This window comes from Gilvimarinus polysaccharolyticus (assembly GCF_001187555.1).
In the GTDB taxonomy this organism is placed as follows: domain Bacteria; phylum Pseudomonadota; class Gammaproteobacteria; order Pseudomonadales; family Cellvibrionaceae; genus Gilvimarinus; species Gilvimarinus polysaccharolyticus.
In genome coordinates, this window is sequence record NZ_LFIJ01000002.1 from 607,945 (window position 1) to 630,307 (window position 22,363).

Genomic DNA, 22,363 nt, shown 5'->3' on the forward strand with positions numbered 1-22,363 from the left:
GCGTATAAAACGCGATGGAGAGGAACGCGTAACATGAAGTTACCCCTTATATTGAAGCTAACGCCGCTGGCCGTGTTAATCCCCCACCTGGTGTTTGCCCAAGCCGTACCCAATGCCGGTACCTTTATTCGGCAGCTAGAAAACGAGCCCGGCGTACAGGCCGAGCCCAACAACGCCGATATCAGCCTGCCGCAACAACAAGCCCAACCCGCGCCCGCCGAAGGCGGCCCCAGCGTCTTGGTCAATGCCTTTGAAGTGACCGGCGCCGAGATCTTTACCGCCGATGAGCTCACCGCATTAGTGGCCGACCTTGCCGGTAAAACCCTCACCTTGGGTGAACTGCAAGAAGCCAGCAACCGCATTACCCGCTACTACCGCGAGCGCGGCTTCTTTTTAACGCGCGCCTACTTGCCGCAACAAGATGTAAACGACGGCGTTGTCACCATCGACGTGCTTGAAGGTCGGTTGGGTAAAGTCGCCTTAAACAACGACGCCCATACCCGCGACTTCGTGCTCAAGCGTCCGTTCCGCGCATTAAACGCCAACCAAATGCTCAGCGCCTCCGACCTAGAAACCCCGCTGCTGCGCTTGTCGGACTTGCCTGGCATAGATGTCACCACCACCCTCGTACCCGGTGAAGAAGTTGGCACCAGTGACCTGCAAGTGGATGTTAGCCAAGGCCCATGGGTCAACGGCACCGTCGAGCTCGACAATTACGGCAACGAATCCACCGGTGAATACCGCCTAGGCGCCAGCGTGCAAGTCAACAGCCCATTAGGCTTAGGCGACCGCTTTGATCTGAGAGCCCTTGGCTCCGATGAAGAACAAGTGTTCTTCCGCGCCCAATACCAACTGCCCGTTGGCCCTTGGGCCACCGAGCTGGGTGTGGCTTACTCCGACATGGACTACACCTTGGGCGGCAACTTTGACGAGCTAGACGCCACCGGTAATGCGCGCATTACCACCGCGTTTGTAAAACAATCGTTAATCCGTACCCGCAGCGCCAACCTAAACGTGCAGCTGCAGTACGACAGCAAAGAGCTCGAAGACAAAATTGGTGCCTTTGCCAGCCACAGCGACAAAGACTCTGAGCTGTACACCCTAAGCATCAATGGCGATTGGCGCGACCAGTGGTTGGGTGGTGGTATCACCCAAGCCTCGCTGGCCTATACCAAAGGCGAGCTAAACATCAACAGCTACCTCGACCAAGTCATCGACACCGTGACCGCACAAACCGCGGGTGACTTTGAGCGCTGGACCCCCTCGCTGATGCGTTTGCAAAACCTCGGCGGTAACTGGAGCCTACACGCGCAAATCCACGGCCAGTTTGCCGATAAAAACCTCGACTCGTCCGAGAAATTTAGCCTAGGCGGCGCCTACGGTGTACGCGCTTACGCCCAAGGCGAAGCCAGCGGCGATGAAGGCTACCTGGCCAACGTCGAAGTGCGCTACGACCTAAACAGCCAGTGGCAAGCGTTTGCACTGCTCGATCACGGTCAAGTCGACATCAACAAAAGCCCGTGGGACGCCAGCGTCGACAACAGCCGCAGCTTAACGGGAGCGGGTATTGGGGCGCGTTACAACAACCGCGCGTGGAGCGCCAGCGCCACAGCCGCCGCACCTATCGGCAGTGAAGATATCCACGGCGATGACGACGATGTGCGTTTGTTTGCGCGGGTAGCGTGGAAGTTTTAAGTTGAGCTAAAACGCGGCGGGCGTGTTAATGCCCGCCAATCCTCTAGGGTTTAGGGCGGCCCCGTAGTGGACGCCGTCGCCTGCATTTGCAAATCATTGCTTAAGTTCCTGCCCGTGGGGCTCTTGTAACTCGTTGGTCTGGTGTATAACGTACATTGGATGTAAAGAATCTTCGTTGATGGCCGAAAACTATTTAACGGCCATGGAAATTGGCGCGATCTGTCTGGGTTTCCCTAGTGGGATATAGACAAAACCAAGAAAAGACGAGATTTTTATAACAAATTACTTAGATGATTTTAATAATACCTACAGTAATTATGAGTTTGGCGCATTACACTACATAAATAGTTTTTGCCCGTGTGACGTTCGCAACCCTGTCACTATAAAAATTGAGTCAACAACGCTTAGTCAGCCGAGGGCATCGTGAAAAATTTATCTCTTAAGTGGAAGATCCTACTTAGTGTCACCCTAACCTGCGTCGCCGCTGTATTGGTGACTACCTTTGTTACCGTTCGCTCGGGTATTAGCACGGTAGAGGAAACAATTGTTAATGACACCCGCACCCTTGCCCAAGTATTGGGCGAAGCGAGCGTAGGTGCCATAACCTTTGATGACGATATGACGGTTAGCGCCTCGTTAAACGCGCTGAATGTCAGTCAGCGCGTATTAGGTGCGGTGGTTTATACCAACGGTGAGCCTTTTGCTTGGTTCTCCCGCGCCGCCGAGGGAAAAATGCCCGCCGGCTTGCCCAATAGGCCCAATGCTGAGGGTGTGGTTGAGATCGAAGGTGGTTTAATTATTACCGAAGCGATTAAATCCGACGGCGCTAAGGTTGGCATGATCTCTTTTCAGGTAAATCTTGACGAGCTTAAGGCGGTAGTTAACAGCGCTATTAAGGATGCCATTTGGTTGGTGATTGTGATCAGTGCAGTAGCCGCAGGTTTGGCTTACTTAGTACAGGCGGGTGTGGTTAAGCCGGTCAACAACGTTGTACGAGCACTGCGTGATATCTCGGAAGGTGAAGGCGATTTAACCCGTCGTTTACCCGTAGAGGGCACGGATGAGATCAGCGAACTGGCGGCTTGCTTTAACCGTTTTGTTGAGCGTCTGCAAAGCATTATTGGCAATGTTGCAGAAACAGCTGCCGAGGTCGACGAAAGTGCCAACATCTTGTCGCAGTTATCGCAAGAGAACGAGCGCTCTATTACCTCGCAGCAATCGGATATCCAACAGATCGTTACTGCGATCAAAGAAATGGCCAGCGTAGTGGCCGATGTTACTCAGCGGGTTGCCGAAACCGCCGATAACTCGCTGCAAGCCGATAAAGTCGCCATGGGCGGCAAAGAGATCGTGCACGACACCATGAGCCAGATTCAAAGCTTATCGACCGATATTAAAACCGCCTCGGAAGTGATTGATCGCTTGCGCCAGGAAACGGTTGCTATTGGTACGGTGTTGGATGTGATTCGCGGCATTGCCGAGCAAACTAACTTGCTGGCCCTAAACGCTGCGATTGAAGCTGCTCGTGCTGGTGAACAAGGTCGCGGCTTTGCTGTGGTAGCCGATGAAGTGCGTACCCTCGCCTCGCGCACGCAAAGCTCTACCACCGAAATTCAAGAAATGATCGAGCGTTTGCAAACCGGTTCAGCCAAAGCGGTAGAGATGATGACCGCCGGTACGACTCAGGCCGACGCCTCGGTAAGCCGGGCTAATGAAGCCACCGAAGCCCTAGAAGACATAACCCGTTTTGTGGGTGAGATTCGTGATCGCACTAATCAAATTGCTGCGGCCTCGGAGCAACAAAGCGCTGCAACACAACAAATTGAGGTTAATATCGATAGCGTATCGGGTGTGGCAATTAGCACCGCTGAAAGCTCCAGCCGTATTACCGCCAACAGTGTTAATTTGGCGGAAATGGCTAAGCAAATGTCTGGTCTGGTTGGGCGATTTAAAATCTGATACTAGCCGCCCATTAGACTGGCGTGTATGCTTTAAGTATAAAAACTGTAAAAGAGATCTAAGCTATGAATAAACTTTTACTTATGGGTTGTCTACTGGCAGGTTTAACCGTATCGGGTTACAGCGCAGCCTGTAGCGAACCCACTCAGCCAGGTGAGTTTCCAGATCCAGCCAGTGCCGTAACCGCACAAATGGTTAAGGCGAATAACGAGGTAAAAGCTTACGTTAAAGCGATGGAGGAATACATTGGTTGTTCGGGAATGTCTCGCAGTGAGCAAAAGAAAGCCGTGAAAGATTTAGAAGAATATGCAGAAAGCTTTAACAAACTGATCCGCGAATTTAAAGCGCGTGGATAATCGTTAAGAGTATCTAGATAATGCAGCAAAGGGATTGCTGCATTTTTGTTTGTGTTCACTGAAAATAATATTAAAACCACGATAAACACTACACCTTCGGCCTATTAGCCTGGCCAAAGACCCAGCATTTAGCTCCCACATAATTAAACCCTAAAGCGACCACAGAACCTGCCGCCAACGCTAATACCGGCCAGTTTTTCAGCGTGACCCAAAGCGTAAGACAGCCCATATACACGGCAAGATTAATCAGTGCCCCTACTGTTTGCACCGTAAAATAACGGCCGTATTCAAGTGAGCGGGTTTTTACTGTATCGGCCTGACTTACAAACACTAGCTGACGGTTTAATAACCAGGTGACTAATACAGCAGGTGGAAACGATAATAAGCGTGCAAGATAGGGGTTAAAGTCCAATACGTTTACCAGCAGTGTTAGCAAAGCCGCATCGACGATAAAACCTACGCCCCCTACCAGTAAATAAAAAAATAATCGCTTCATGGTTGTTGGCGAGTTCGGTTGCCCTCTAAATCGAGCTGATGCAGTTCGGTACGCATTTTTTCGTGATGGGTAATAGAATCTAAAATTAATGCAACTGCGAGTAATAAAAACGCCACAATTTCAAAAGCGGCTGCTAATACTGCTAATGGCACATGATGGATATAGCGCTCGGTTATCCAGTCGTGAAAAACCGGTAACGCAGCAATAAAACCTGCAGCTGCAAAAATAAAGCTCAAAGTCATAAAAAATATGAGGGGTCGGTAGTAACGTAGAATTTGTGCGATGGTAAATATCACCCGGGCGCCATCGGCAAAGGTATTAAGTTTAGATTCACTGCCCACCGGTCGGTCGCGATAGGCAACGGGGATCTCGATAATACGCATTCGGCGGTGTAGTGAATGCAGAGTCATATCTGTCTCGACCTGAAAACCTTCTACTAAAATAGGGTAAGACTTAACAAAGGTTCGATTAAAAACACGGTAACCGCTCATGATATCGACCAGCGATGCGCCAAACAGTCGGTTAACTAACCATTGAACCAAGGTGTTACCAAAGCTGTGGAATAAGCGTTTATTTTCGCTACTGTATTGGCCCCCAGAGTGCCTATCCCCTACCACCATATCGGCATGCCCTTGGGCGACAGGCTGTATTAGCTCGTGTACTTGCTCGGCAGGATAGGTCAGGTCTGCATCGGCTAAAATATAGATGTCGGCATCTATAGTTAAAAAGGCGCGCCGTACGGCATTGCCTTTGCCTTGGCGCGGTTCGTTTATTACATGTCCGCGTGCCCCCAGCCGTTGTATCGTACTTTGAGCGATGGCTCCGGTATCATCGCTTGAGTTATTATCAACCACTATAAACTCAGCGTCGGGCAGTTGCGCATAAAAGGCCTCAATAGTCGGCGCGATAGTCGCGCTTTCATTGTAAGCCGGCAAAATAACAGCAATACGGTTGGCAGGGTCGGTATTGGGCATAATCCATATCTTTTAGAGTTTAAGGTTATTGTAGCTTGGCCGCTGACTTCTTCACACCGCTATATTAATAATTGGTAGTAAGCCTCGCAGGTATAAAGCTATCGGACAGGGAATACATTTATGTTACTAGAGCTAATTAGCCTAGCTTTTAAGGCATTATTGTTGCTTGGCCATGCCAGCATATTGGGTGCTGCTGGCCTAAGTGTGGCGAGAGTATTACAGCGCGACAGTATTTTGGTAAATAATACGGCACTGTATGGTTTTTTTGTTTTATCTTTAGGGCTTTCGTTACAAATATTTTTACTGTTTATATTAGCATTAGTGGGCTGTTTAACCAGTGGTGCGGTAATGGTTACAGCTGGGATAATATTATGCCTTAGCGTATTATTTTTGTGGTGTTTCGCATCATCGACAAACCGCCTGCCTACTCTTCGTTGCAACTTCTTAGCACTTTTATCGGCGATATTATTTTTTCTATTAGTACTGCTCGTATCTTACCACTCGCCAGGTGTTTGGGACGATACGATGTATCAACTACCCCTGGCGCGTCACTACTTAGAGCAACAATCGCTGGTATTACATGAGTACGTGCGTTTTGGTTTGTTTCCGCAAAACATCAATTTATTAATGGTTGTAGGGTTGTTGTTTGGTGATGCAACTCTCGCCCAGTTGTTTTGTACTCTTCCTCTATTTGTTATGGCACTAGGTTTAATGGGGGTAAGTCAACACTTCAGTGGCCAATGGTTGTGGGGCGCGATAACCGGCTTATTGCTTTTTATACTGCAGCCGGTACGTGAGACGTTAGGCTATGCCTATGTAGATAACGGGCTTGCACTGTTTTGCTTTGCTGCCTCATTGGCTTTGGCATGCTGGTATGAAAAGCATAGGCAGTCACAAGGATTTGGGTGGGTATTAATAAGTGCGATTTTAGCTGGAACCGCGGCGGGCAGTAAGTTGTTTGGCGGTGTTTTTGTGGCTTTATTGGGTATTTATTTGGTGTTTTCCAGTCGCGATATTAAAACGGTATTGTGGTTTTCGCTGCTTACTTTAATTACCGGTGTGGGTTGGTATTTACGCAGTTTTATTATCTCGGGTGATCCGGTACATCCAGCCGGTGGGCCGTATTTTGGGTATTTTTTGTGGGATGCAGTAGATCTTGCCTCTCAGTATGGCGAGCAAAAAACATTTGGTGTTACTCGTAATTTGCTCTACTTGCCATTAAGTTTATGGACGGCAGGGGTTGTATTATGGGTTTTGGCCTTTGTTAGTTTATGTTTAACAAAAGTGCCGCGCTTGATTAGAATGCTACAAGTTATTTTTATTCTGTATTTTTTGTTTTGGTTTTATGTATCTCAAGTAGATCGATATTTGTCTCCTATTTATGGGGTGGGCATGGCATTAAGTGCCTATACGTTATCCAGAGGCTATTATTTTTTAGAGCAATACTTACAGTTTTTAAGAGTATTTAAACGGCCCGCAGTCATGGTTTTGTCAGGTGGCCTTACTTTGTTATTGTTTGTTTCTGGTGTTTTTTATCAGTATCGTGACCGGGATATAATCGCTGCTATTGAGCGACGGGTAGATTATTTATTTAATTATGGTGATAGAGAAAAATATAATAATCGGCCAGGAGTACAATTATTCTTAGCGGCAGATAAACATATTAACCAGTATGGTTCACGCTTAATGCAATTAGGTTTTGAAAATGCAGTTTATTTTTTCTCGGGAGTGACGATTGGAGATTGGTATGGTGTAGGTCGCTACCGAGATCGGGTAAATTGTAATAATCAGGGCTGCACCCCGCTGTCGCCTAAAGCAATGAAGCAGCAGCTTAAAAGCTTTAATAGTAAAATGTTAGTGATTTCGACGCATAGATATCCGAAATTTAATCCAGATACCTATGAGTCAGAGTTTGACATTGTTACCCGTGATGAGCATGGTGTATTGTTTGTGTTAAAAAATTAGCGGCTATTTTAATGAGTTAAATCATGTGTCAGATTTTTCGTGAATAAAGCTAATTCATAAAAATAAGAGTTTGATAAGAATGTGGTGATAATGTTAAAGATTATTTATTTTTTCTGATAAATTCTATTAAAGCTTGCTGGGCTAAAGCCATTCATGCGTTTACCGCCAGCTAATATCACCGGAATCCCTTTTCCTCCAAGTTTATCGTAACGTTTACGCGCGGCTTGATTATTTTTCGATATCGTATTCGGTAAACGGAATGTTGTTGGCGCGAAAGTAACGCCGAGCTTTTTTGCAGTAACCACACCAGCTGGCGTACATAACCACTCGAGTTGGAGCCTCTACTTGATAAAACACAGAGTCATCAATGGTGGCATGAGTGTAGATGTTAACTTTTACATCAATAGATTCGGATACAGGTTATGCAAACAGTGATAGCCCCAACGCAGGAGTGTCGCCCGTTTGTACCTTAAGATAAGAGGTGATGGCGTCCGGTAAGGCATCGGTATTGATTCGCTCGGGTAAATTTTGTTGCCAAGCGTGGGCGGCGGCTCGAACATTAGCCATGTTTTGAGTGTTTAAGCTGATAGCTGTCACGGCAGCGTTAGACGTCTGGCCGTTAAAATTGTGATTTTTCGAGCTGGGATTATCTGAGGACGCCGGCTCTAGGGGGGTGCTGGTAACCGGTAAAAACTCCCCGTTGGTTAAAATAGTATCAATAAAATCCAGAGCATTCTGTGCGGTCTTGGTTTGGTCCTCTGGATTTTGATCTAAGTTGTCAGGCTTGGTCTGCGGGGCACGGTTGATTCGCTCTAAGGGCTGCAGTCCGTTGTTTGCGAGGCTAAGGTTTGGGCGTGCGTTAGCAAACGATGCGGGCTCGCTGTTGTATGCCTTAAGCGGCGCTATAGTGCTGAAAAATGAGGCCGGTTGAATCATTTTACGGTTACGGGGCTATAAAAGATTGTTGATTATAAAACAACCAGTGGCCGGTGTCAGCCATTGGTTGGTTAGAGACTTAATGTGCAATCAAGTATAGCGTTGATGTTTTATCACATGCCTTCGGCCCGTTCCTCCAAACACTCGTAAGAGCCCATTTCAAATTCGCGGCAAATCCAAGGGCGGTTTTCGTAGATGGTGCACAACATAGTTTTTCGGTCGAGCGCCGAGCACCAGCCGTCGTTTAAGCGCAGCATGGTTTCGCCACCCCATTTATCTGTGGCGATATGTTTTTTGGGTACACCTGTTTCGCTAATTAGCAGCACCTCTAAGCGGCAACAGCAAGCTTTACAGGTAGAGCATGTCACTGTGGGTTCGGATAGGTTTTTAACGTTAATAGTCATAGTACTGCCGAGATAGTGCTGAGATAGTGCCGGGGTGCAGCATAGTCTGTTGTATGGCGCTAATGTTACCCCTAATAACGGTAATTATCTTGTGTTTGGTGAGCATAGTTGACGGAAGGTAAAGATGTATCGGTAGTTTAGTGCTTTGTGAGGAATAGAAGGCTCGGCTAGTTGCAATAAAAGCCACGCGGGTTGAATACCCGCGTGGCATAAGTTTAGCTATCGGACGGTGCCGTGGTGCTTTCGTTAATCGCCGATGAAATTCTCTGACGCAGTTGCTCGTTATCATTAGCTGCAAGCGCGATTTTTTTGTACTCATCTAAGCTTAGGCCTGTTTCGGTAATGGCCGCCTGCATGTCACTTTGAGCTTCTTTCTGTAGCTGTTGAGATTTTTCTGGATTATCGCTGGTGGCCTGAAGCTTTGTGGCGTACTCCTGGTTTAACGTTTGCACAGCAACATACGCTGCAACAAAATCTCCTACTTGCTCGTCACTTACGTTTATTGCTGGTGCCGCTTGTTCTGGCATTGCTGGTGCAGTGGGTGCTTGAGGTTTTTGCTCGGCGGCGTAAACACCCGTAGAGGCAAGGCCAGTAGCAATAACGATACTTAATAGCGACTGTTTCACGGTTTTCATAGTAGACTCCTAGTTACTTAAGTAGACATTAAAATGTACTGGACTAGCAGGAGCATGAACCGTGCCGGTTTTTAAAGCGCCTGATCTGGGCGAGTTAGCATGATGGTGATTGAATAATTTGTAATATTTACTAAAAAATAATTTATAGTGAGTAAAACATTCTTACTTATGTGTGGGGTGCATAAAATATAAATTAACAATAAAACTGCGTCACATTTTTTATTTTTAATAATTTATAACTATACAGTAATTAGTCAGAGTGGGTTTCTAATGCATTTCAGTAAGCATTATTGGCGTTAATATTTTTTACCTAAAGAGTTCTTTAGCTGGCGAATTTTCTTTGCTAGCTCAGGGCGTTGTTGTTGCCATTTCTCGGTGTAATTAGGTCTGTGGCCGAGATCGACGTAGTCGGTACTGTTAGGTTTGTCTCGTAAATGCGCTGGCATATTATTAGGTGGTTTGGCGGTAAATAGATAAAATAATGGGCCTAAGATAGGAATTAATGTTAAAGCGGTACGAGTTGCTTTAAAGAACAAATAGTCTGAGGTTTTCCACAGTTGGTAGATTAGCCAAAAAGACAGAAGTTCAGAGGCAAGCGTTGCCCACTGTAAAAAGCTAAGTTTGATCATAATAATCCATTATATTTTATTAATGCCACAAGTCTATTGAGGTTGTGGCTAATAATTATTCTTCCGTCGCGCGATACTGCAAAATAAGACTTAATATTTCATGATCACTTGTGGTTGATTTTAACGATTCATTGATGGATGTTCTTTGCGGTAGAAATATATTAAATTTAGCGCGCAAAATCTTTTCTACCTGTTCATCATCCATAGGGTCAAAATCTTTTCCAGTGTAAATACGAATACGGTTATAAATAAATTCTTTGTTATTCATAAGAATGGTTTCTATTTTTTAAATTTAAATCATTAACAGCAGGAATTTATAGATCAATTTTTAAGTGTTCATTGCCGAGAGCTGCTTCGGTAAGAAGGATGAGCCGTAATTTTATGAAGGCTTAGTATTGAAGCGATGAGGAAACACGTGCATATCACCTGATGAGTCTAGTACCTCTCCTTCCTACTTGGCAGAGCTAAGACTATAAACGGTTTTGGGTTTGTTGGGAATGGTGGCAGTGTAGTATAGGGTTGTAATTGCCAATAGGCATTGATCTTAACGATATTAGTACCGTTTCTAGGTTAAGCCGTGCGATATGCGCCACCTAGGTATGGCGCCATGTAAGGTGGTTATTGGTATACAAGCTTGCGCTCAGCTCCGTCATCACCTGACAGTATAGTGTATCGAGCTTTTAATTTAGGGTAGATTTAATTGCTTATTATGAACGGTAGATAGAGTAAGCAGCGCACATATTGCCCCCAGTAAAGCCAGCCCCATATCTGATTGCGTATCCCAAATATAACCTTGTGTGCCTAAAAATGCCTCCGCATCTTCGCCTGTACCAAGGGCTACCCACCATTCAATAAGCTCATAAAATGCACTGAAGGCTAAACAAAACGATACGATAATAATATTGCGCCAAAAGTCTCCATTTACGATACCTTTACGTATGAGTATTTCTCTGGCTAATAAGGCCGGTACAAAACCCTGAAAAAAGTGACCTACTTTATCGTAGTTGTTTCTTTCTGCGCCAAACAAGCCATCAAATAACGGCACTTCTGCATAGGTATAATGACCGCCGACCATTAACACAAGGCAGTGTGCCAGTATAAAAAAATACAATATTGGCGTCAGCTTAAAAGACTTATAGGTGGTGGCGATTAAAATAACGCCAATAATAGTTGGCACAACTTCTAAAAACCATGTGAATTGATCTTTGGGGTTTATGCCAGACCAGACCAAAACCACTGAAAAAATTACTAGCCACAGATATTTAATGTTAGATACCCCTGAAACGCCCAAATTATTGATTCTATCCTGTGTTATAACCTAAAGCCCGTCGCCAAGCGTCAAACTACAATAATTAATATTTTTAGCACTGCTTGTGTGGCAGTAAATGCTTACCACTGGCTTTAGGTTAATTGTGCCGCCCAATAATTACTTTAGCATCTGATAATATAAATACTCCCATGCCAGCTGGACGCTATACATTGGTGGGTAAGAATAATCCTCTACCTCTGCGACTCTATATTTTGGCGCGTCAAACTCTGGGTGATTAAACAATTCTTCCCAGTTAATTTTCCCGCTGGCACCTAGCTCTTTATAGTCTTTTATGTGCCAGCTTAAAAATCGGTTTGGGTGTTTTTTAAAATATTCTACTGGTTTTACTCCACCTACGTGCATCCAATAAATGTCAGCCTGAAAGGAAACATATTCTGGGTTGGTGTTCTCTAAAAAGTAGTCATAGATCCGCACACCTTCTACCCTGTTAAATTCATCGGCATGATTATGAAACGCGAAGCTTATCCCCTTTTTACGGCATAGCTCTCCTATCGCATTATAATAATCACTATAGCGTTTAAGTTCGGCCTTGGTCGTTACGGTTTTTAATTGATTGTTAGACGTTGTTAAATATTGTACGCCGGCTGCTACATGGTCATCGATCGTTTTTGACCACCATTTTAAAGCTCTGCTCCAGTCATCACTGGCGGGAAGATCATGAAATGTCATAGAGCCTAAAAATTGCATTCCGCTGGCTTCTACGAGGTTACGAAAATCGGTTGGTGACATCCCATAAAAAGTACCATCATCATAAACAAATGTTTCTACATAGCTATAGCCCATTCGTCCAAGTTCCCGCAAGGTGGCTACAGGGTCTTTCTGCATCTCTTTGTGTACCGATACTAATTGAACGCCAATATTTTTATCTTTTGGGTTAGATTTTATATAACGAGTTTGCCAAAGGCTTTTCCCTGACTCATCAAACCCTTCAAGCAATACATTGGTCGGGGTTTGAAAATCAAACTCGACAGCTAAATAAAAGTTACCCAGCATATCGACATCTAGCATTTTCCATTTGTTTTCAGATGTAAATCGTCCCTTTCCTTTAAAAATAACACCTTCTTGATTTTGCCCTAGCGCGATAACTTGATCACTTTTTGAATCGTATCCAATCAGTTCGGTTAGTATTGGTTGGTATTCGCCATTTTGATATTGTAATACCTCCACCTGCATTGATTGGTTATCCATGAGCGAAATATTATTCATCTTAATAGCTGGAAATGTATCGACCTTATCTGTATCGATGTGGGCGCTGCTAACCCAATGTCCAGAATATTGATGTAAGCGGTCAGATTGGGATTCTATCGAGTGTTGTGCTAAACAGCCTTGGCTAAAAAGAAAAATCAAGATTATCGATGTTATAACTCTCATATGTCTGACCTGTTATTTATTTTTAAGGCTAATCGTGCTGGACCTTAAATGATGCCAACCAATCTTAGGTTGTCGCGGTTGGGCCGGCGCTTAACCATGCATGATTCGCTTTACTTAGGGTATGAGCCAAAACGATACGTCACGATAAACCAAGACTTGCCGATTTGGAAGATGAAATAATTAGGACCAAACTCGGGGTTTAGGTGTGTGTGACAAAAAGTAAGGCTTGAACCTGATGATCTTGATTTTTATAAGCTCGTTGAGTCAATTTTCTCTTAAAGATTAGTTGCTTCGTTTTGCGACAATTACAAAACTTTTGTGTCATTAACACATTCCATAAACAGATAAAGCTCTGTATCGCCTTCTTATGCAGGCCTTAGATGATGATGGCTGATTTCTTCATAGGTGGCATTGACGTTGCTTGTTAGCGGTTGCCTGTGCGTGATGTTTTGCGCACGCATCACTTTCAGTCAAAGGGAGACAGTTATGTTGTATTTAAAGACTTTAGCCGCCGCTTGTTGCTCGCTAGTCGTCACTCAAGCCGCTGCCGAGACCGCGTCGATTACTATGTATAGCGTTGATGCCGAAGGAACCTCGCAGGTGCTGGGTGAAATGCACATCGAACACAATCAGTACGGTATTTTGTTTAAGCCAGAATTATCCGGCTTGACGCCGGGCATTCATGGCTTTCATTTACACAGCAGTGGCAGTTGCGAGGCCGGCGAAGATGGCACACCCGCTGGCGCAGCGGGTGGACACTATGATCCAGTTAATATCGATAAACATGGCGCCCCTTGGGGTGAAGGCCATTTAGGCGACTTGCCGGCTCTGTATGTTTCACAAAATGGAGAAGCGACTAACGCTGTTCTTGCACCACGATTGCAACTAAGTGATTTGGATGAGAAAGCGTTGATGATTCACAGTGGTGGCGACAACTACTCTGACACGCCGTCTAAGCTCGGTGGTGGCGGCAAGCGAATCGCCTGCGGCGTTATCGATTAGCCGTTACAAGCGCGAACAGGCATCGCCATAGACGGTGCTTGGTTAAGCACGAAAGGTAAAAGTAAGACGGTCATCTTTCACTCCGGTAGTAAGTCTATTAATTTGAGTGTCCGATAAACTCAGGGGCTTTTCAATCTTACCCGGCTTATTTTAAGCGCCTGATCTTGGGTTGATAAACCCCCAAATAATGATCAGTAGTGATGACGCGGTTGCCAAGACCCCGACAAGATCCATCCACCCTTCTGTTAGTAGTGATGTCATTAGCCCGCCCAGTGTTAGAATAAAAATAACAGCAGGGGATTTGTATATCTCTAATAAATTGCGTACTTTTTGTCGCTTCACAGGGCGATACCTTTACCACTTGTCGCTTCAGAGTCGCGAGTACGATGTTTTTTCCACCATAAGTACAGGCCAGACAGCAATACGATAAGTAACGATATATCCAATACCGCCCAGACAATCTTTTGCGTTAAGCCGCCGTAATCGCCAAAGTGTAATGGCCGCGACAAAGACAGCGCTTTAATATACCAAGGCATTTCTTTTTGGCCGGCAATCTGGCCAGTACCGGCATTGACTAAAACCGGAGTGATCAAATGTTCAGTCAATGGCGTATCGCCATGTAAAAAAATCGCATAATGGGCTGAGCTAGAGTACGCACTACCGGGAAACGCGACAAATTGTAATGTCATGTCGGGTGCGGCTAATACGGCTTCTTTTACGGCCGCATCCAAGCTGGCCTTATCTTTTGTCAGGCTGGTAGTCGTGTTTTGTGAAATTAATTGGCCTAGCTCGCGATCTCTCCAAGCATCAATCAGTGGTGTTTCTAACGCGTTGATCACCCCGGTGACGGTCACTACCAACACCCAAGCAAGGGTCGCCACGCCAAGAAAATTATGATAATCCAGCCACTTTACACGTTTGGATTTTTGCCGCCGGATTACGCCAAAATTTTGTTTACGCATAAACGGTGCATACAAGACCGCGCCGGACACCACCGCGACCACGCCTGTAAAACCCATTAACCCCAAAAATAACATGCCGGGCAAAGCCAAAAACATATCGGTATGCAGCTGTAAGATAAATTCCATCACGCCCTCGCCAACATCGGCCGGAGGCACTAGGTTGCCACTGGTTAGATCGAACGAAGCAAAATGCATTTGCGAGCCGGGAGCAGAGGCGCTTGGGGCGGTAGTGACATTAACCACGGGCCTCGCAGTATCAAAGCTCATATAAATGGGGACTTCGCCGGGGCGGTTATCCAGTGACAACGCCAGCACTTGGTCGAGGTCTAAGTGCTCGCCCGCGGGGTTAGCCGGCTCCCAGACATCGGGGTTAAGTGCTGTATCGATATCATCATGAAAGATCAACGGCAAGCCGGTCACGCAGAGCATGACTAAAAAAATAGTGGATATCAGGCTGGACCACGTGTGGACCCAGCTCCAGATAAAAATGCTCTTGGTTTTCATCGCGCTACCGTAGCATTAAAAATCAATCGAAGCAGATACTGACAGCGTACGCGGATTACCTAAAATAAGATAATTGGCGCCCGGAAACCCGCCCGTCGAAGCCCAGTACTGTTCATCAAACACGTTGTCTAGGCGAGCGCGAAGGGTTATCGGTTTGTTATTAAACATCGTTGTGTAGCGAGCCCCTAGATCAAAACGCTGCCAGCTATCCAGCTCTACCGTGTTGTCTGCGTTGGCATATTGGCTGTCGGTGTACACCAGTCGCGCTTCAAGCGTTAAGCCTGCCGCCGCTAACACATCCCACTCGACGTTGACGTTAGCTTGTAGCTCTGGCACACCAATTGGAGAGTTACCCTGATTAAGTCCATCTTGAGTGCGAGCAAGTTCTGATTTTAAATAAGTGGCTCCGCCAATCACACGGACACCTTCGGTGGGCTCGCCAAACAGGCTGGCTTCAATGCCTTTGTTCTCTTGCTGGCCAGAGGTCGTAATGCGCTGATCAACCAAGATGGTATTGGCCCGCTCCAGCGTAAATGCACTTACCGTAGCGCCAAAAGCACCGGCATCATACTTAACGCCCAGCTCAACTTGCTCGCCGGTTAATGGGTCAATAACCTCACCCGCATTGCTGATGATTACACCGCCACTGGTAGCCGGTACAACAGAGCCCGGCTGTAAGCTCTCGGCATAGTTGCCATAAAAGGATAAATTTTCCGACGCTTTCCACACCAAACCAAGGGCTGGAGTTACCTTCGACGCATCATAACCGGATAGCTCTGAGCCATCGTTGTAATCAAATGTATTGGTGGTAATGCTCTGATGACGCAGGCCCACAGTGGCTAACAGGCGGTCATCCAGCAGTGTCGCCGTGTACGCTAGCGCAAGGCTTTTATTTTGGGTTTTTTCCGTTAGCAGCGGGTCATTCAAATCACCCCCTGGAAAAATACCGGTTTGCGGCGGTGTAGCCACAAGTGGGTCATAAAGATCCGAGGTAAAGGGCGTTAGGTAAAAGGCAAAAGCGTTCTTCGACTCTAGCGCCACAGAAGAGGCCGAAAACACTAAGGTATGATCCGTCGTGCCGGTGGTAAATGTCAGCTCCACGCCGCCATCAAGAGAGACCACATCATCTTCGCGGGTATTGTCAAAACGACTAGAGGATAGATTGCCCTCAGCATCGGATTTAGGGTTAGCCAGTAGGTTTGCTTCTTCACCGCTGCGCGCACCACCGGCCAGCCACACCTTAACCGCATCATTCACATCGTACTCGCCGCGAATCACCCCAAAGGTTTGCTTCTCATCGCTATAGGTCCAAGGCTGAGCAAAATTACGGCTGGCCTCTGGCGCTTGTGGAATATCGCCCAATGGTGTGACCTGGGGCAACGGTTGGTCAACATGATTGTCCTGATGACCAAAATCAGCCGTAAAACGAAAGCGCTCGCCCGCATAATCCGTACCTAGCGAGAGCACATTTAGCTCGCGCTCTTGATTATCAATGGCGGCTTCACCATCACGGCGAACGGCATTAACGCGAATGCCCCAAGCCTCGTCCTGACCAAAGCGATGGCCCACATCAAGAGCTGTTTGGTACTGACTGTCAGATTCATACCCAGCTGTCAGTCGTTTAACGCCACCGGAGGGGGCCCGCTTGGGTACTAAATTAACCGTGCCCCCAACACCACTGCCGCCGGGTGCCGCCCCATTTAAAAAAGCATTGGCCCCGCGAAACACCTCCACACGCTCAACCAGCTCGACGGCGACAAACTGCCGAGGCAAAATACCGTAAACCCCGTTCAAGGTAATATCATCGGAATAAACCGGAAAGCCCCGCAGGATATATACCTCTTGGAAGTTGCCAAAACCTTTGGCAACCCGCACCACGGGATCATTCTGTAAAACATCGCCAATACTTTCTGCCTGCTGCGCTGCCGCCAGAGAGGCGGTATAGGCTGTGCCTGAGAAAGGCACATCGAGAAAATCCAGATTACCCAACAAGCCGGCACGGCCGCCGCGGGCAACTTGCCCGCCGCTGTACTCCTCCAGCAACTCTACTTGTGAGCGTTGCCCGGTTACCACCATCTCCTCCATTGCAGGTTCGGTGCTCGACTGGGTAGCATCGACGTTAGAGTCTTGAGCAATCGCTAAAGGGGTGCCGCTGGCCAGCAAGGCTGCGAGTAATTTCTGGCTAATTTTCATGGTTTATCTCGAAAGACTGAGGGTAAAACCGACACTATAAACGACAATCGTTATCGTTTGTATTGCTTTTTGGGTAAAAATGAAATTTGCTACAATCTCATCACAGACATAAATGTGCGAGCATAGAGTCGTGCGGTTGAAGGTAGCCAGCTGCGACATAAAGAGTTAAGAGCAGTCCTGACAATCGAGTATGTGAATACCTTTATATTTTTCTGAAATTATCAAACAAGCTGGCTCCAAAGTTGGCACAAAAGCCCCCTGCAAACAGTTGCCAACACCGCCTAACGCTGGCAGGATAAGTCCCACAGCGCGTAAGGTTTATCGTATATAAAACCCGCCTGCCAAGATGGCAAGCCACGATAAACCAAGATTTAGCCAGCTTGGATGGTGAGATAATTAAGGGATTAGCCTAGGATTTAGCGCAGAATTTCCCCTCTCTCTCCGCCAGACAGCTAGATCAATCGTAGAATTAATTGTTGGTTAATCCTATCTAGGGCGTCATAAATCAATGACCCGACTCCGATAGTGTTTTCTTGATTCGATAACAATTGTCTAGGATGCGTTTTCAGCCAACCAAGGAAACGGAGGTGATTTAGTATGAGCTACATTATTTTTAAACAATTGTTTACATCGGCACCGGCGGACTATGTACTGCAAAAGTTGCATGGTACAGCGAAATTGATGAGGGAAGCAGAGCCCGGTAGCTTGTCGCTAGACGAGTTAAATAAACAGGTACAGCGTGGGCCAATGCAAGATGACCAACTGCCAAAACTTGCCAGTAGAGATCAATTTTTTGAGCTAGATGAACGAGCTCATCGAATTATTGAACTGTCTAAACACTGTGCTTTGGCGGATCTTCACTCGAGCGCGCCGTTAATCCCCGGAGAAACTATAGAGTCCGATGTGTTCAGCTACCTTAGCCAAGCATATGAGGATGTTCCGGAGGGGACTGGCGCCTTAGTGCGAACCACCAACTATGCAATCACTATCCACTTATTTGAAGGAACCTTGATTACCGACGAGGGTTTAGTGAACAACATGGTGGTGGATGAGATTGCGAGCTTACCTAGCCCCCGCTTAACCGGTGGCGAAAGTTTGGTAGCAAAAATCCTACTTAAAATTTTAAGCTCCGCCGCGAGCAGTGCAGGCAGCAAAGTTGGTGCGTCAATTTTTAAAGCCGTCAGTGAAGCTTTATTCGGTCCGGATTCAGAAGACTTAGCCAAGACCATTGCTAACGTTATGAAAAAGGAGATAACCGAAAATACGGTAACCGAATTTGCTGGGCGCTTAGATGGAATCATCTCTTACTTAACAATCGACTATCTGAATCGTAAAGCGAAAAGTGACTTAAGTGATATGGAGGATCGAAAAGCACTTTATACGATATTGGAACAATATTCTCAGTCACTGTACGCGGTTATAGGTGTTCTCTCACAAGAGCGATTTGAGCGTGTAGGGTTACAGTCCTATATGTTGGCAACAAGCATGCACATTCTACTCTATCAAGAAGCGGCAATGGTGGACTACAAAACCAAAAACCCTAACGAGTCTGATAAGTTTTTTACCATGCAGTCACGCGCGTCGATTTTTCGCAACCATGTAGATCGAGTGTTTCATGACATTGTTACCGATCGTTTAGCTAAAATCACATTAGAACGAATTTCGACTAGTGTGACAGTAGATATGAAGAGGATTGATCGTAAATGGGTGGTCTACCAAGATTCCGAGGAAGGCATCAACATGGTTTATGGCGATGATAAAAACGGTAAAAATTATGAAATGCTCAAAGTAAAATATAACGCGCATGTAAAAGTAGTAACACAGAGCCTTAAAGAAAGTTATGCAAATCCAGAAAAAACGTATTTGCCATATGTTGCTAAAATCGCGAGCAAAGATTATCGGATTAAGATGTAGTATATTTATAGCACTAGGCCAATCGTACCCGCATTACAGAGGCAGGTACGATAAACCAAAATTTAGTCAGTTTTCAGCAAGGCAGAGCTTAGGTCTTAACCCCTCCTTTCACTAACGGCGGCTAATTTTAGTGGCTCTTCTTAAATTAGTCGCTTCGCTATCAAGCAGGTAACCAAAAAATACTGGTTACCTGCTACACTTAATTCCGACCAGCTATTACCCCTCCATCAATATCCCAAATGGCGCCGGTGACCCAACTTGCGTTGTCACTTAATAAAAAGTCGACAGTTTTAGCTATATCCTCGGGTTGGCCTATCCTTCCTATGGGATGGAAACCGTTGAAGGTTGCAAGCGTTTCATCCATTGCTACTGGGTCAATAAATGACTCGAATATTGTTGATTTAACTAAGGCTGGCGAGACCGCGTTCACTCGAATATTGTGATCTGCCAGTTCCATTGCCATGTGCTGTGTAAGTGCATGTAAGCCTGCCTTTGCCATTGAATATGCTGAAGATGGCGTGGCTTTAATGGCTTGTTTCGCCCACATAGAGCCGATATTGACTATTGAACCACTGCCATTGCGAATCATATTTTTGGCTACTGCTTGCGATACAAAGAATATGGCTCGGTTTAATTCTTGATAAGTATCGTAGTCATCATTACCATGTTCGACGAACGGCAAGGGTTTGAAGTAACCAGCTGAATTAAGTAAATACTTAATGTGATAATCTGTGTTGTTAGCAAACTCAATAATAGCTCGCTGATCTTCGGCTTTATAGAGGTCTGCTTGCATTGTTTCAATGTCACCAAATGCAGAAAGTTCTTGTTTCGCTTTTGCAAGTTTTTCTAGGTTGCGCCCTACAATGATCGTTTTTATATTGCGGTTTAATAGTAGTTTTGCGCTTTCTAGTCCCATTCCGCTTGATCCACCAATAATCAGTGCTGTGGGTTGACTTGAATTTTTCATCTGATAGTCCTTCTAAGCTCTTGTAAAGTGAGGTAGAAGGTTACAAGTATCGGTTGTTGGTAAAAAGTAGGTACAAATAAGTAAGGTAGGTACAGTTGGGTGCATCTTTATGATTAATAACGAAAAATTATTTTCTCGAAGCTCGCCACCTGAGAAAAGCGCACGAATGTTAGAGAGTGTTTTTAGGTGTAAATGGTCACTTACGGTCTATCAGTTGTTGGCTGAGAATATCAATCGACCAGGAGAAATGGTGAGAAGTGTTGAAGGCCTGTCAACGAAAGTACTTAACGATTGCCTGAGAAAGAACATTGAATTCGGAATTCTAAAGCGTATCGAATATAACGAAGTTCCACCAAAAGTCGAGTACGTGGTTACACCCTTGGGCGAGAAATTTATTCGTATTCTTGATCAACTAAAAGAATTACAAGGCGAAATGAATGCTTGAGGTCGCGACGTTACTGCGCGGTATGATTGTAAGATAAGCCTGCCACTGGTGGCAGAGCCCAAGTCTTGAAAGATGTATTCAAGTATCAAGACCTGGTCCCGTTCTGCCTTATTTTCGGCCGGTATTAAGCGGCCACTGTATTAACGAAACTGCGTAGTCGCAACTGACCGGTCTAAGGCTAATTAGCAAGGATAACCGGGAATTGCTGAAGGTCTGATAAAACCCGGCCCAGAAAAGGGAAAACGCCCCTGATAGGATGGGTAATCGCGCGCGATTTCAGATAGCGTGCCTTTCGCGTATAAATTGTAATAGGGCCAGGTGTTGTTAACCGGTTTGTAGCTGTTGGTATTAAAAGGATTCACAATGGAGTGATACTGGTTTAAATGAGTCATCGTGGTTTGCAAATTACCGTCTGCGACCACTCGCAAGTCGATAATCTCAAACGCCCAGCCGTTATTCATATTAGCTTGGGTGGTCAGCTGTACAGTATCGTAACCGGCGTTTTTTGCCAGCTTAAAATTATCCACATCTACCTGCCAGCCGGTGTCATTGACGCGGCCATAGAGGTAGTTGGTCTCGTCAATCGCCGCATCAATAATCTCGTTTTGCGCCGTTTCGGTAGTCACGCCATTTTCTGCCACATAGTCCGATACTAAATTTCTGAATAACTTTTGACTGCCCGCCGGTGGTAGCTGACCACCGGTGTAGTAAGGCCAGTATGCGGTATCAGGGGTATTCAGTGCATTTGCAATCTGATCGTTGTTACAACCTAGCTTGCGCAGTGCATCTAACTTGTTTCGGGCCACTAGAGTTTTGCCAAGGTCAACCGCAACGCCCGAGCCTGGTGCCAAATAGTAGTAAACCCCCAAGCTGCCATCGTAAACATTTGAGTGGCACACCTCTACCCGACTGCCGGATGCAAATCCGTTGACGTACTTGTTGTTAAGGGGAGCGGTTGGGTCATATGGGTTGCGGCACCAAAAGCCCTGTGGATTGATCACTGAGGGCCAGTACAGCTCGCCAAGCTGCGGTAGCTCGGCCTGATTGCGCGGGGAAATTTTTCCTGGCGGAATAGCATCGGTAGGTTGCGGGCTAAGTTGAAAGTAAAAGCCCAGTGAATTGAAAAATTCGTTTACTGCAGCATCACTCATGGTGTCTAAATCAGACTGAGCGAGTGGGTATACCTGAGTAAGATAATCGCGAAGGGACATGTTAGAACCGGTCATATTGACACTCCTTGTACAAATCGACTCTTGGGAAGATTCCTATACTAGTTGGGGTGTGGCTAAAAAGTCAAAAAACGCTACATAAACGACCAAGTCAAAGCATGCGGGTCGGCCAACGAGGCACATAGGAAACGTGACGTGTAGAGATATGCTCCATCAGTTTCATCTGACACGATTTAGCCTTAAATAAACATGCCTACTCTAACCGCGCGATACTCCTAAATTAAATAATTAATATTGTCGTAACCAAAGCGCCACAATCTCAAATTACTCTGCTCTAGCCCTTAAGGACAAGACCCTTCATACGGAATCACCCCAGTTTCTGATTGATCAGCATGTAACTATTGGTATTTTTATTGACGATTATTTATATAAATAATCGTCTTTGGCATGCAGGTTT

At 45.9% G+C, this 22,363-nt stretch carries 21 protein-coding genes; 7 read left to right on the forward strand and 14 right to left on the reverse strand.

Translation table 11 applies throughout. The features are described from left to right. Positions 1–33: 33 nt before the first annotated feature. From GILYN3_RS11165 to GILYN3_RS11175, 3 genes are all read left to right on the forward strand, one after another. Positions 34–1,695 (forward strand): ShlB/FhaC/HecB family hemolysin secretion/activation protein, encoded by a 1,662-nt coding sequence (locus tag GILYN3_RS11165; RefSeq protein WP_049721335.1) that lies wholly within the window; start codon positions 34–36, stop codon positions 1,693–1,695. A 423-nt stretch (positions 1,696–2,118) separates the two neighbouring features. Continuing rightward, a complete protein-coding gene (locus GILYN3_RS11170; protein WP_049723058.1) occupies positions 2,119–3,654 on the forward strand; it encodes a methyl-accepting chemotaxis protein in 1,536 nt (511 codons plus the stop codon). Positions 3,655–3,719: 65 nt separating this feature from the next. Then, positions 3,720–4,010 (forward strand): hypothetical protein, encoded by a 291-nt coding sequence (locus GILYN3_RS11175; RefSeq protein ID WP_049723059.1) that lies wholly within the window; start codon positions 3,720–3,722, stop codon positions 4,008–4,010. Positions 4,011–4,098: 88 nt separating this feature from the next. On the opposite strand, the gene GILYN3_RS11180 is transcribed toward GILYN3_RS11175, so the two are convergent. Together GILYN3_RS11180 and GILYN3_RS11185 are read right to left on the reverse strand one after the other, a co-directional pair. Then, complete coding sequence (locus tag GILYN3_RS11180) at positions 4,099–4,506, reverse strand: GtrA family protein (protein ID WP_049723060.1); 408 nt, start codon at positions 4,504–4,506, stop codon at positions 4,099–4,101. Next, positions 4,503–5,480 carry a glycosyltransferase family 2 protein gene (locus tag GILYN3_RS11185; protein WP_049723061.1) on the reverse strand — a complete coding sequence of 326 codons (978 nt, stop codon included), beginning with the start codon at positions 5,478–5,480 and terminating at the stop codon, positions 4,503–4,505. Before GILYN3_RS11185 ends, GILYN3_RS11180 begins: the two co-directional genes overlap by 4 nt. A 525-nt stretch (positions 5,481–6,005) precedes the next feature. On the opposite strand from GILYN3_RS11185, the gene GILYN3_RS11190 reads away from it, so the two are divergent. Further along, the gene (locus tag GILYN3_RS11190) at positions 6,006–7,445 is read left to right on the forward strand and encodes a hypothetical protein (protein ID WP_157484924.1); all 1,440 of its coding nucleotides are present in this window, start codon (positions 6,006–6,008) and stop codon (positions 7,443–7,445) included. Positions 7,446–7,673: 228 nt separating this feature from the next. Here GILYN3_RS11190 and GILYN3_RS16730 read toward each other — a convergent pair whose 3' ends face one another. The 8 genes from GILYN3_RS16730 to GILYN3_RS11225 form a co-directional block, all read right to left on the reverse strand. Beyond that, the gene (locus tag GILYN3_RS16730) at positions 7,674–7,802 is read right to left on the reverse strand and encodes a glutaredoxin family protein (protein ID WP_198147347.1); all 129 of its coding nucleotides are present in this window, start codon (positions 7,800–7,802) and stop codon (positions 7,674–7,676) included. A 63-nt stretch (positions 7,803–7,865) separates the two neighbouring features. Next, on the reverse strand, positions 7,866–8,381 hold the full coding sequence (locus GILYN3_RS11195; RefSeq protein WP_049723063.1) for a hypothetical protein: 516 nt from the start codon (positions 8,379–8,381) through the stop codon (positions 7,866–7,868). A gap of 113 nt (positions 8,382–8,494) precedes the next feature. Beyond that, on the reverse strand, positions 8,495–8,785 hold the full coding sequence (locus GILYN3_RS11200) for a YkgJ family cysteine cluster protein (protein WP_049723064.1): 291 nt from the start codon (positions 8,783–8,785) through the stop codon (positions 8,495–8,497). Positions 8,786–9,000: 215 nt separating this feature from the next. Then, positions 9,001–9,420 carry a DUF4168 domain-containing protein gene (locus GILYN3_RS11205; protein WP_049723065.1) on the reverse strand — a complete coding sequence of 140 codons (420 nt, stop codon included), beginning with the start codon at positions 9,418–9,420 and terminating at the stop codon, positions 9,001–9,003. A 296-nt stretch (positions 9,421–9,716) separates the two neighbouring features. After that, positions 9,717–10,049 carry a hypothetical protein gene (locus tag GILYN3_RS11210; RefSeq protein WP_049723066.1) on the reverse strand — a complete coding sequence of 111 codons (333 nt, stop codon included), beginning with the start codon at positions 10,047–10,049 and terminating at the stop codon, positions 9,717–9,719. A gap of 55 nt (positions 10,050–10,104) precedes the next feature. Next, positions 10,105–10,317 carry a hypothetical protein gene (locus GILYN3_RS11215; protein WP_049723067.1) on the reverse strand — a complete coding sequence of 71 codons (213 nt, stop codon included), beginning with the start codon at positions 10,315–10,317 and terminating at the stop codon, positions 10,105–10,107. A gap of 417 nt (positions 10,318–10,734) precedes the next feature. Further along, positions 10,735–11,340, reverse strand: a complete 606-nt coding sequence (locus GILYN3_RS11220) for a DUF2238 domain-containing protein (RefSeq protein ID WP_232305575.1) — start codon at positions 11,338–11,340, stop codon at positions 10,735–10,737. A gap of 135 nt (positions 11,341–11,475) precedes the next feature. Beyond that, positions 11,476–12,750, reverse strand: a complete 1,275-nt coding sequence (locus GILYN3_RS11225) for a sugar phosphate isomerase/epimerase family protein (protein ID WP_084005373.1) — start codon at positions 12,748–12,750, stop codon at positions 11,476–11,478. 486 nt (positions 12,751–13,236) lie between these two features. Between GILYN3_RS11225 and sodC the strand changes: the two genes are divergently transcribed. Further along, complete coding sequence (sodC, locus tag GILYN3_RS11230; protein WP_049723069.1) at positions 13,237–13,752, forward strand: superoxide dismutase family protein; 516 nt, start codon at positions 13,237–13,239, stop codon at positions 13,750–13,752. A 338-nt stretch (positions 13,753–14,090) separates the two neighbouring features. Here sodC and GILYN3_RS11235 read toward each other — a convergent pair whose 3' ends face one another. Beyond that, positions 14,091–15,218, reverse strand: coding sequence for a PepSY-associated TM helix domain-containing protein (locus tag GILYN3_RS11235; protein ID WP_049723070.1), 1,128 nt, complete (start codon positions 15,216–15,218; stop codon positions 14,091–14,093). Positions 15,219–15,233: 15 nt separating this feature from the next. Continuing rightward, the gene (locus GILYN3_RS11240; RefSeq protein WP_049723071.1) at positions 15,234–17,411 is read right to left on the reverse strand and encodes a TonB-dependent receptor; all 2,178 of its coding nucleotides are present in this window, start codon (positions 17,409–17,411) and stop codon (positions 15,234–15,236) included. A gap of 597 nt (positions 17,412–18,008) precedes the next feature. On the opposite strand from GILYN3_RS11240, the gene GILYN3_RS11245 reads away from it, so the two are divergent. After that, entirely contained in the window at positions 18,009–19,325 is a 1,317-nt protein-coding gene (locus GILYN3_RS11245; RefSeq protein ID WP_049723072.1) for a hypothetical protein, read from the forward strand. Positions 19,326–19,524: 199 nt separating this feature from the next. Here GILYN3_RS11245 and GILYN3_RS11250 read toward each other — a convergent pair whose 3' ends face one another. Continuing rightward, positions 19,525–20,292 carry an SDR family NAD(P)-dependent oxidoreductase gene (locus GILYN3_RS11250; RefSeq protein WP_049723073.1) on the reverse strand — a complete coding sequence of 256 codons (768 nt, stop codon included), beginning with the start codon at positions 20,290–20,292 and terminating at the stop codon, positions 19,525–19,527. Positions 20,293–20,401: 109 nt separating this feature from the next. Between GILYN3_RS11250 and GILYN3_RS11255 the strand changes: the two genes are divergently transcribed. Beyond that, positions 20,402–20,737 carry a winged helix-turn-helix transcriptional regulator gene (locus tag GILYN3_RS11255; protein WP_049723074.1) on the forward strand — a complete coding sequence of 112 codons (336 nt, stop codon included), beginning with the start codon at positions 20,402–20,404 and terminating at the stop codon, positions 20,735–20,737. A 182-nt stretch (positions 20,738–20,919) separates the two neighbouring features. Here GILYN3_RS11255 and GILYN3_RS11260 read toward each other — a convergent pair whose 3' ends face one another. Then, on the reverse strand, positions 20,920–21,963 hold the full coding sequence (locus GILYN3_RS11260; protein WP_049723075.1) for a hypothetical protein: 1,044 nt from the start codon (positions 21,961–21,963) through the stop codon (positions 20,920–20,922). Positions 21,964–22,363: the final 400 nt, after the last annotated feature.

Coding starts and splice junctions, on each gene's coding strand:
- GILYN3_RS11210 (WP_049723066.1), bottom strand. CDS start 10,049: ATGATCAAACTTAGCTTTTTACAGTGGGCAACGCTTGCCTCTGAACTT.
- GILYN3_RS11175 (WP_049723059.1), top strand. CDS start 3,720: ATGAATAAACTTTTACTTATGGGTTGTCTACTGGCAGGTTTAACCGTA.
- GILYN3_RS11250 (WP_049723073.1), bottom strand. CDS start 20,292: ATGAAAAATTCAAGTCAACCCACAGCACTGATTATTGGTGGATCAAGC.
- GILYN3_RS11195 (WP_049723063.1), bottom strand. CDS start 8,381: ATGATTCAACCGGCCTCATTTTTCAGCACTATAGCGCCGCTTAAGGCA.
- GILYN3_RS11255 (WP_049723074.1), top strand. CDS start 20,402: ATGATTAATAACGAAAAATTATTTTCTCGAAGCTCGCCACCTGAGAAA.
- GILYN3_RS11215 (WP_049723067.1), bottom strand. CDS start 10,317: ATGAATAACAAAGAATTTATTTATAACCGTATTCGTATTTACACTGGA.
- GILYN3_RS11180 (WP_049723060.1), bottom strand. CDS start 4,506: ATGAAGCGATTATTTTTTTATTTACTGGTAGGGGGCGTAGGTTTTATC.
- GILYN3_RS11165 (WP_049721335.1), top strand. CDS start 34: ATGAAGTTACCCCTTATATTGAAGCTAACGCCGCTGGCCGTGTTAATC.
- GILYN3_RS11200 (WP_049723064.1), bottom strand. CDS start 8,785: ATGACTATTAACGTTAAAAACCTATCCGAACCCACAGTGACATGCTCT.
- GILYN3_RS11245 (WP_049723072.1), top strand. CDS start 18,009: ATGAGCTACATTATTTTTAAACAATTGTTTACATCGGCACCGGCGGAC.
- GILYN3_RS11240 (WP_049723071.1), bottom strand. CDS start 17,411: ATGAAAATTAGCCAGAAATTACTCGCAGCCTTGCTGGCCAGCGGCACC.
- GILYN3_RS11190 (WP_157484924.1), top strand. CDS start 6,006: ATGTATCAACTACCCCTGGCGCGTCACTACTTAGAGCAACAATCGCTG.
- GILYN3_RS11185 (WP_049723061.1), bottom strand. CDS start 5,480: ATGCCCAATACCGACCCTGCCAACCGTATTGCTGTTATTTTGCCGGCT.
- sodC (WP_049723069.1), top strand. CDS start 13,237: ATGTTGTATTTAAAGACTTTAGCCGCCGCTTGTTGCTCGCTAGTCGTC.
- GILYN3_RS11205 (WP_049723065.1), bottom strand. CDS start 9,420: ATGAAAACCGTGAAACAGTCGCTATTAAGTATCGTTATTGCTACTGGC.
- GILYN3_RS11225 (WP_084005373.1), bottom strand. CDS start 12,750: ATGAGAGTTATAACATCGATAATCTTGATTTTTCTTTTTAGCCAAGGC.
- GILYN3_RS11260 (WP_049723075.1), bottom strand. CDS start 21,963: ATGACCGGTTCTAACATGTCCCTTCGCGATTATCTTACTCAGGTATAC.
- GILYN3_RS11235 (WP_049723070.1), bottom strand. CDS start 15,218: ATGAAAACCAAGAGCATTTTTATCTGGAGCTGGGTCCACACGTGGTCC.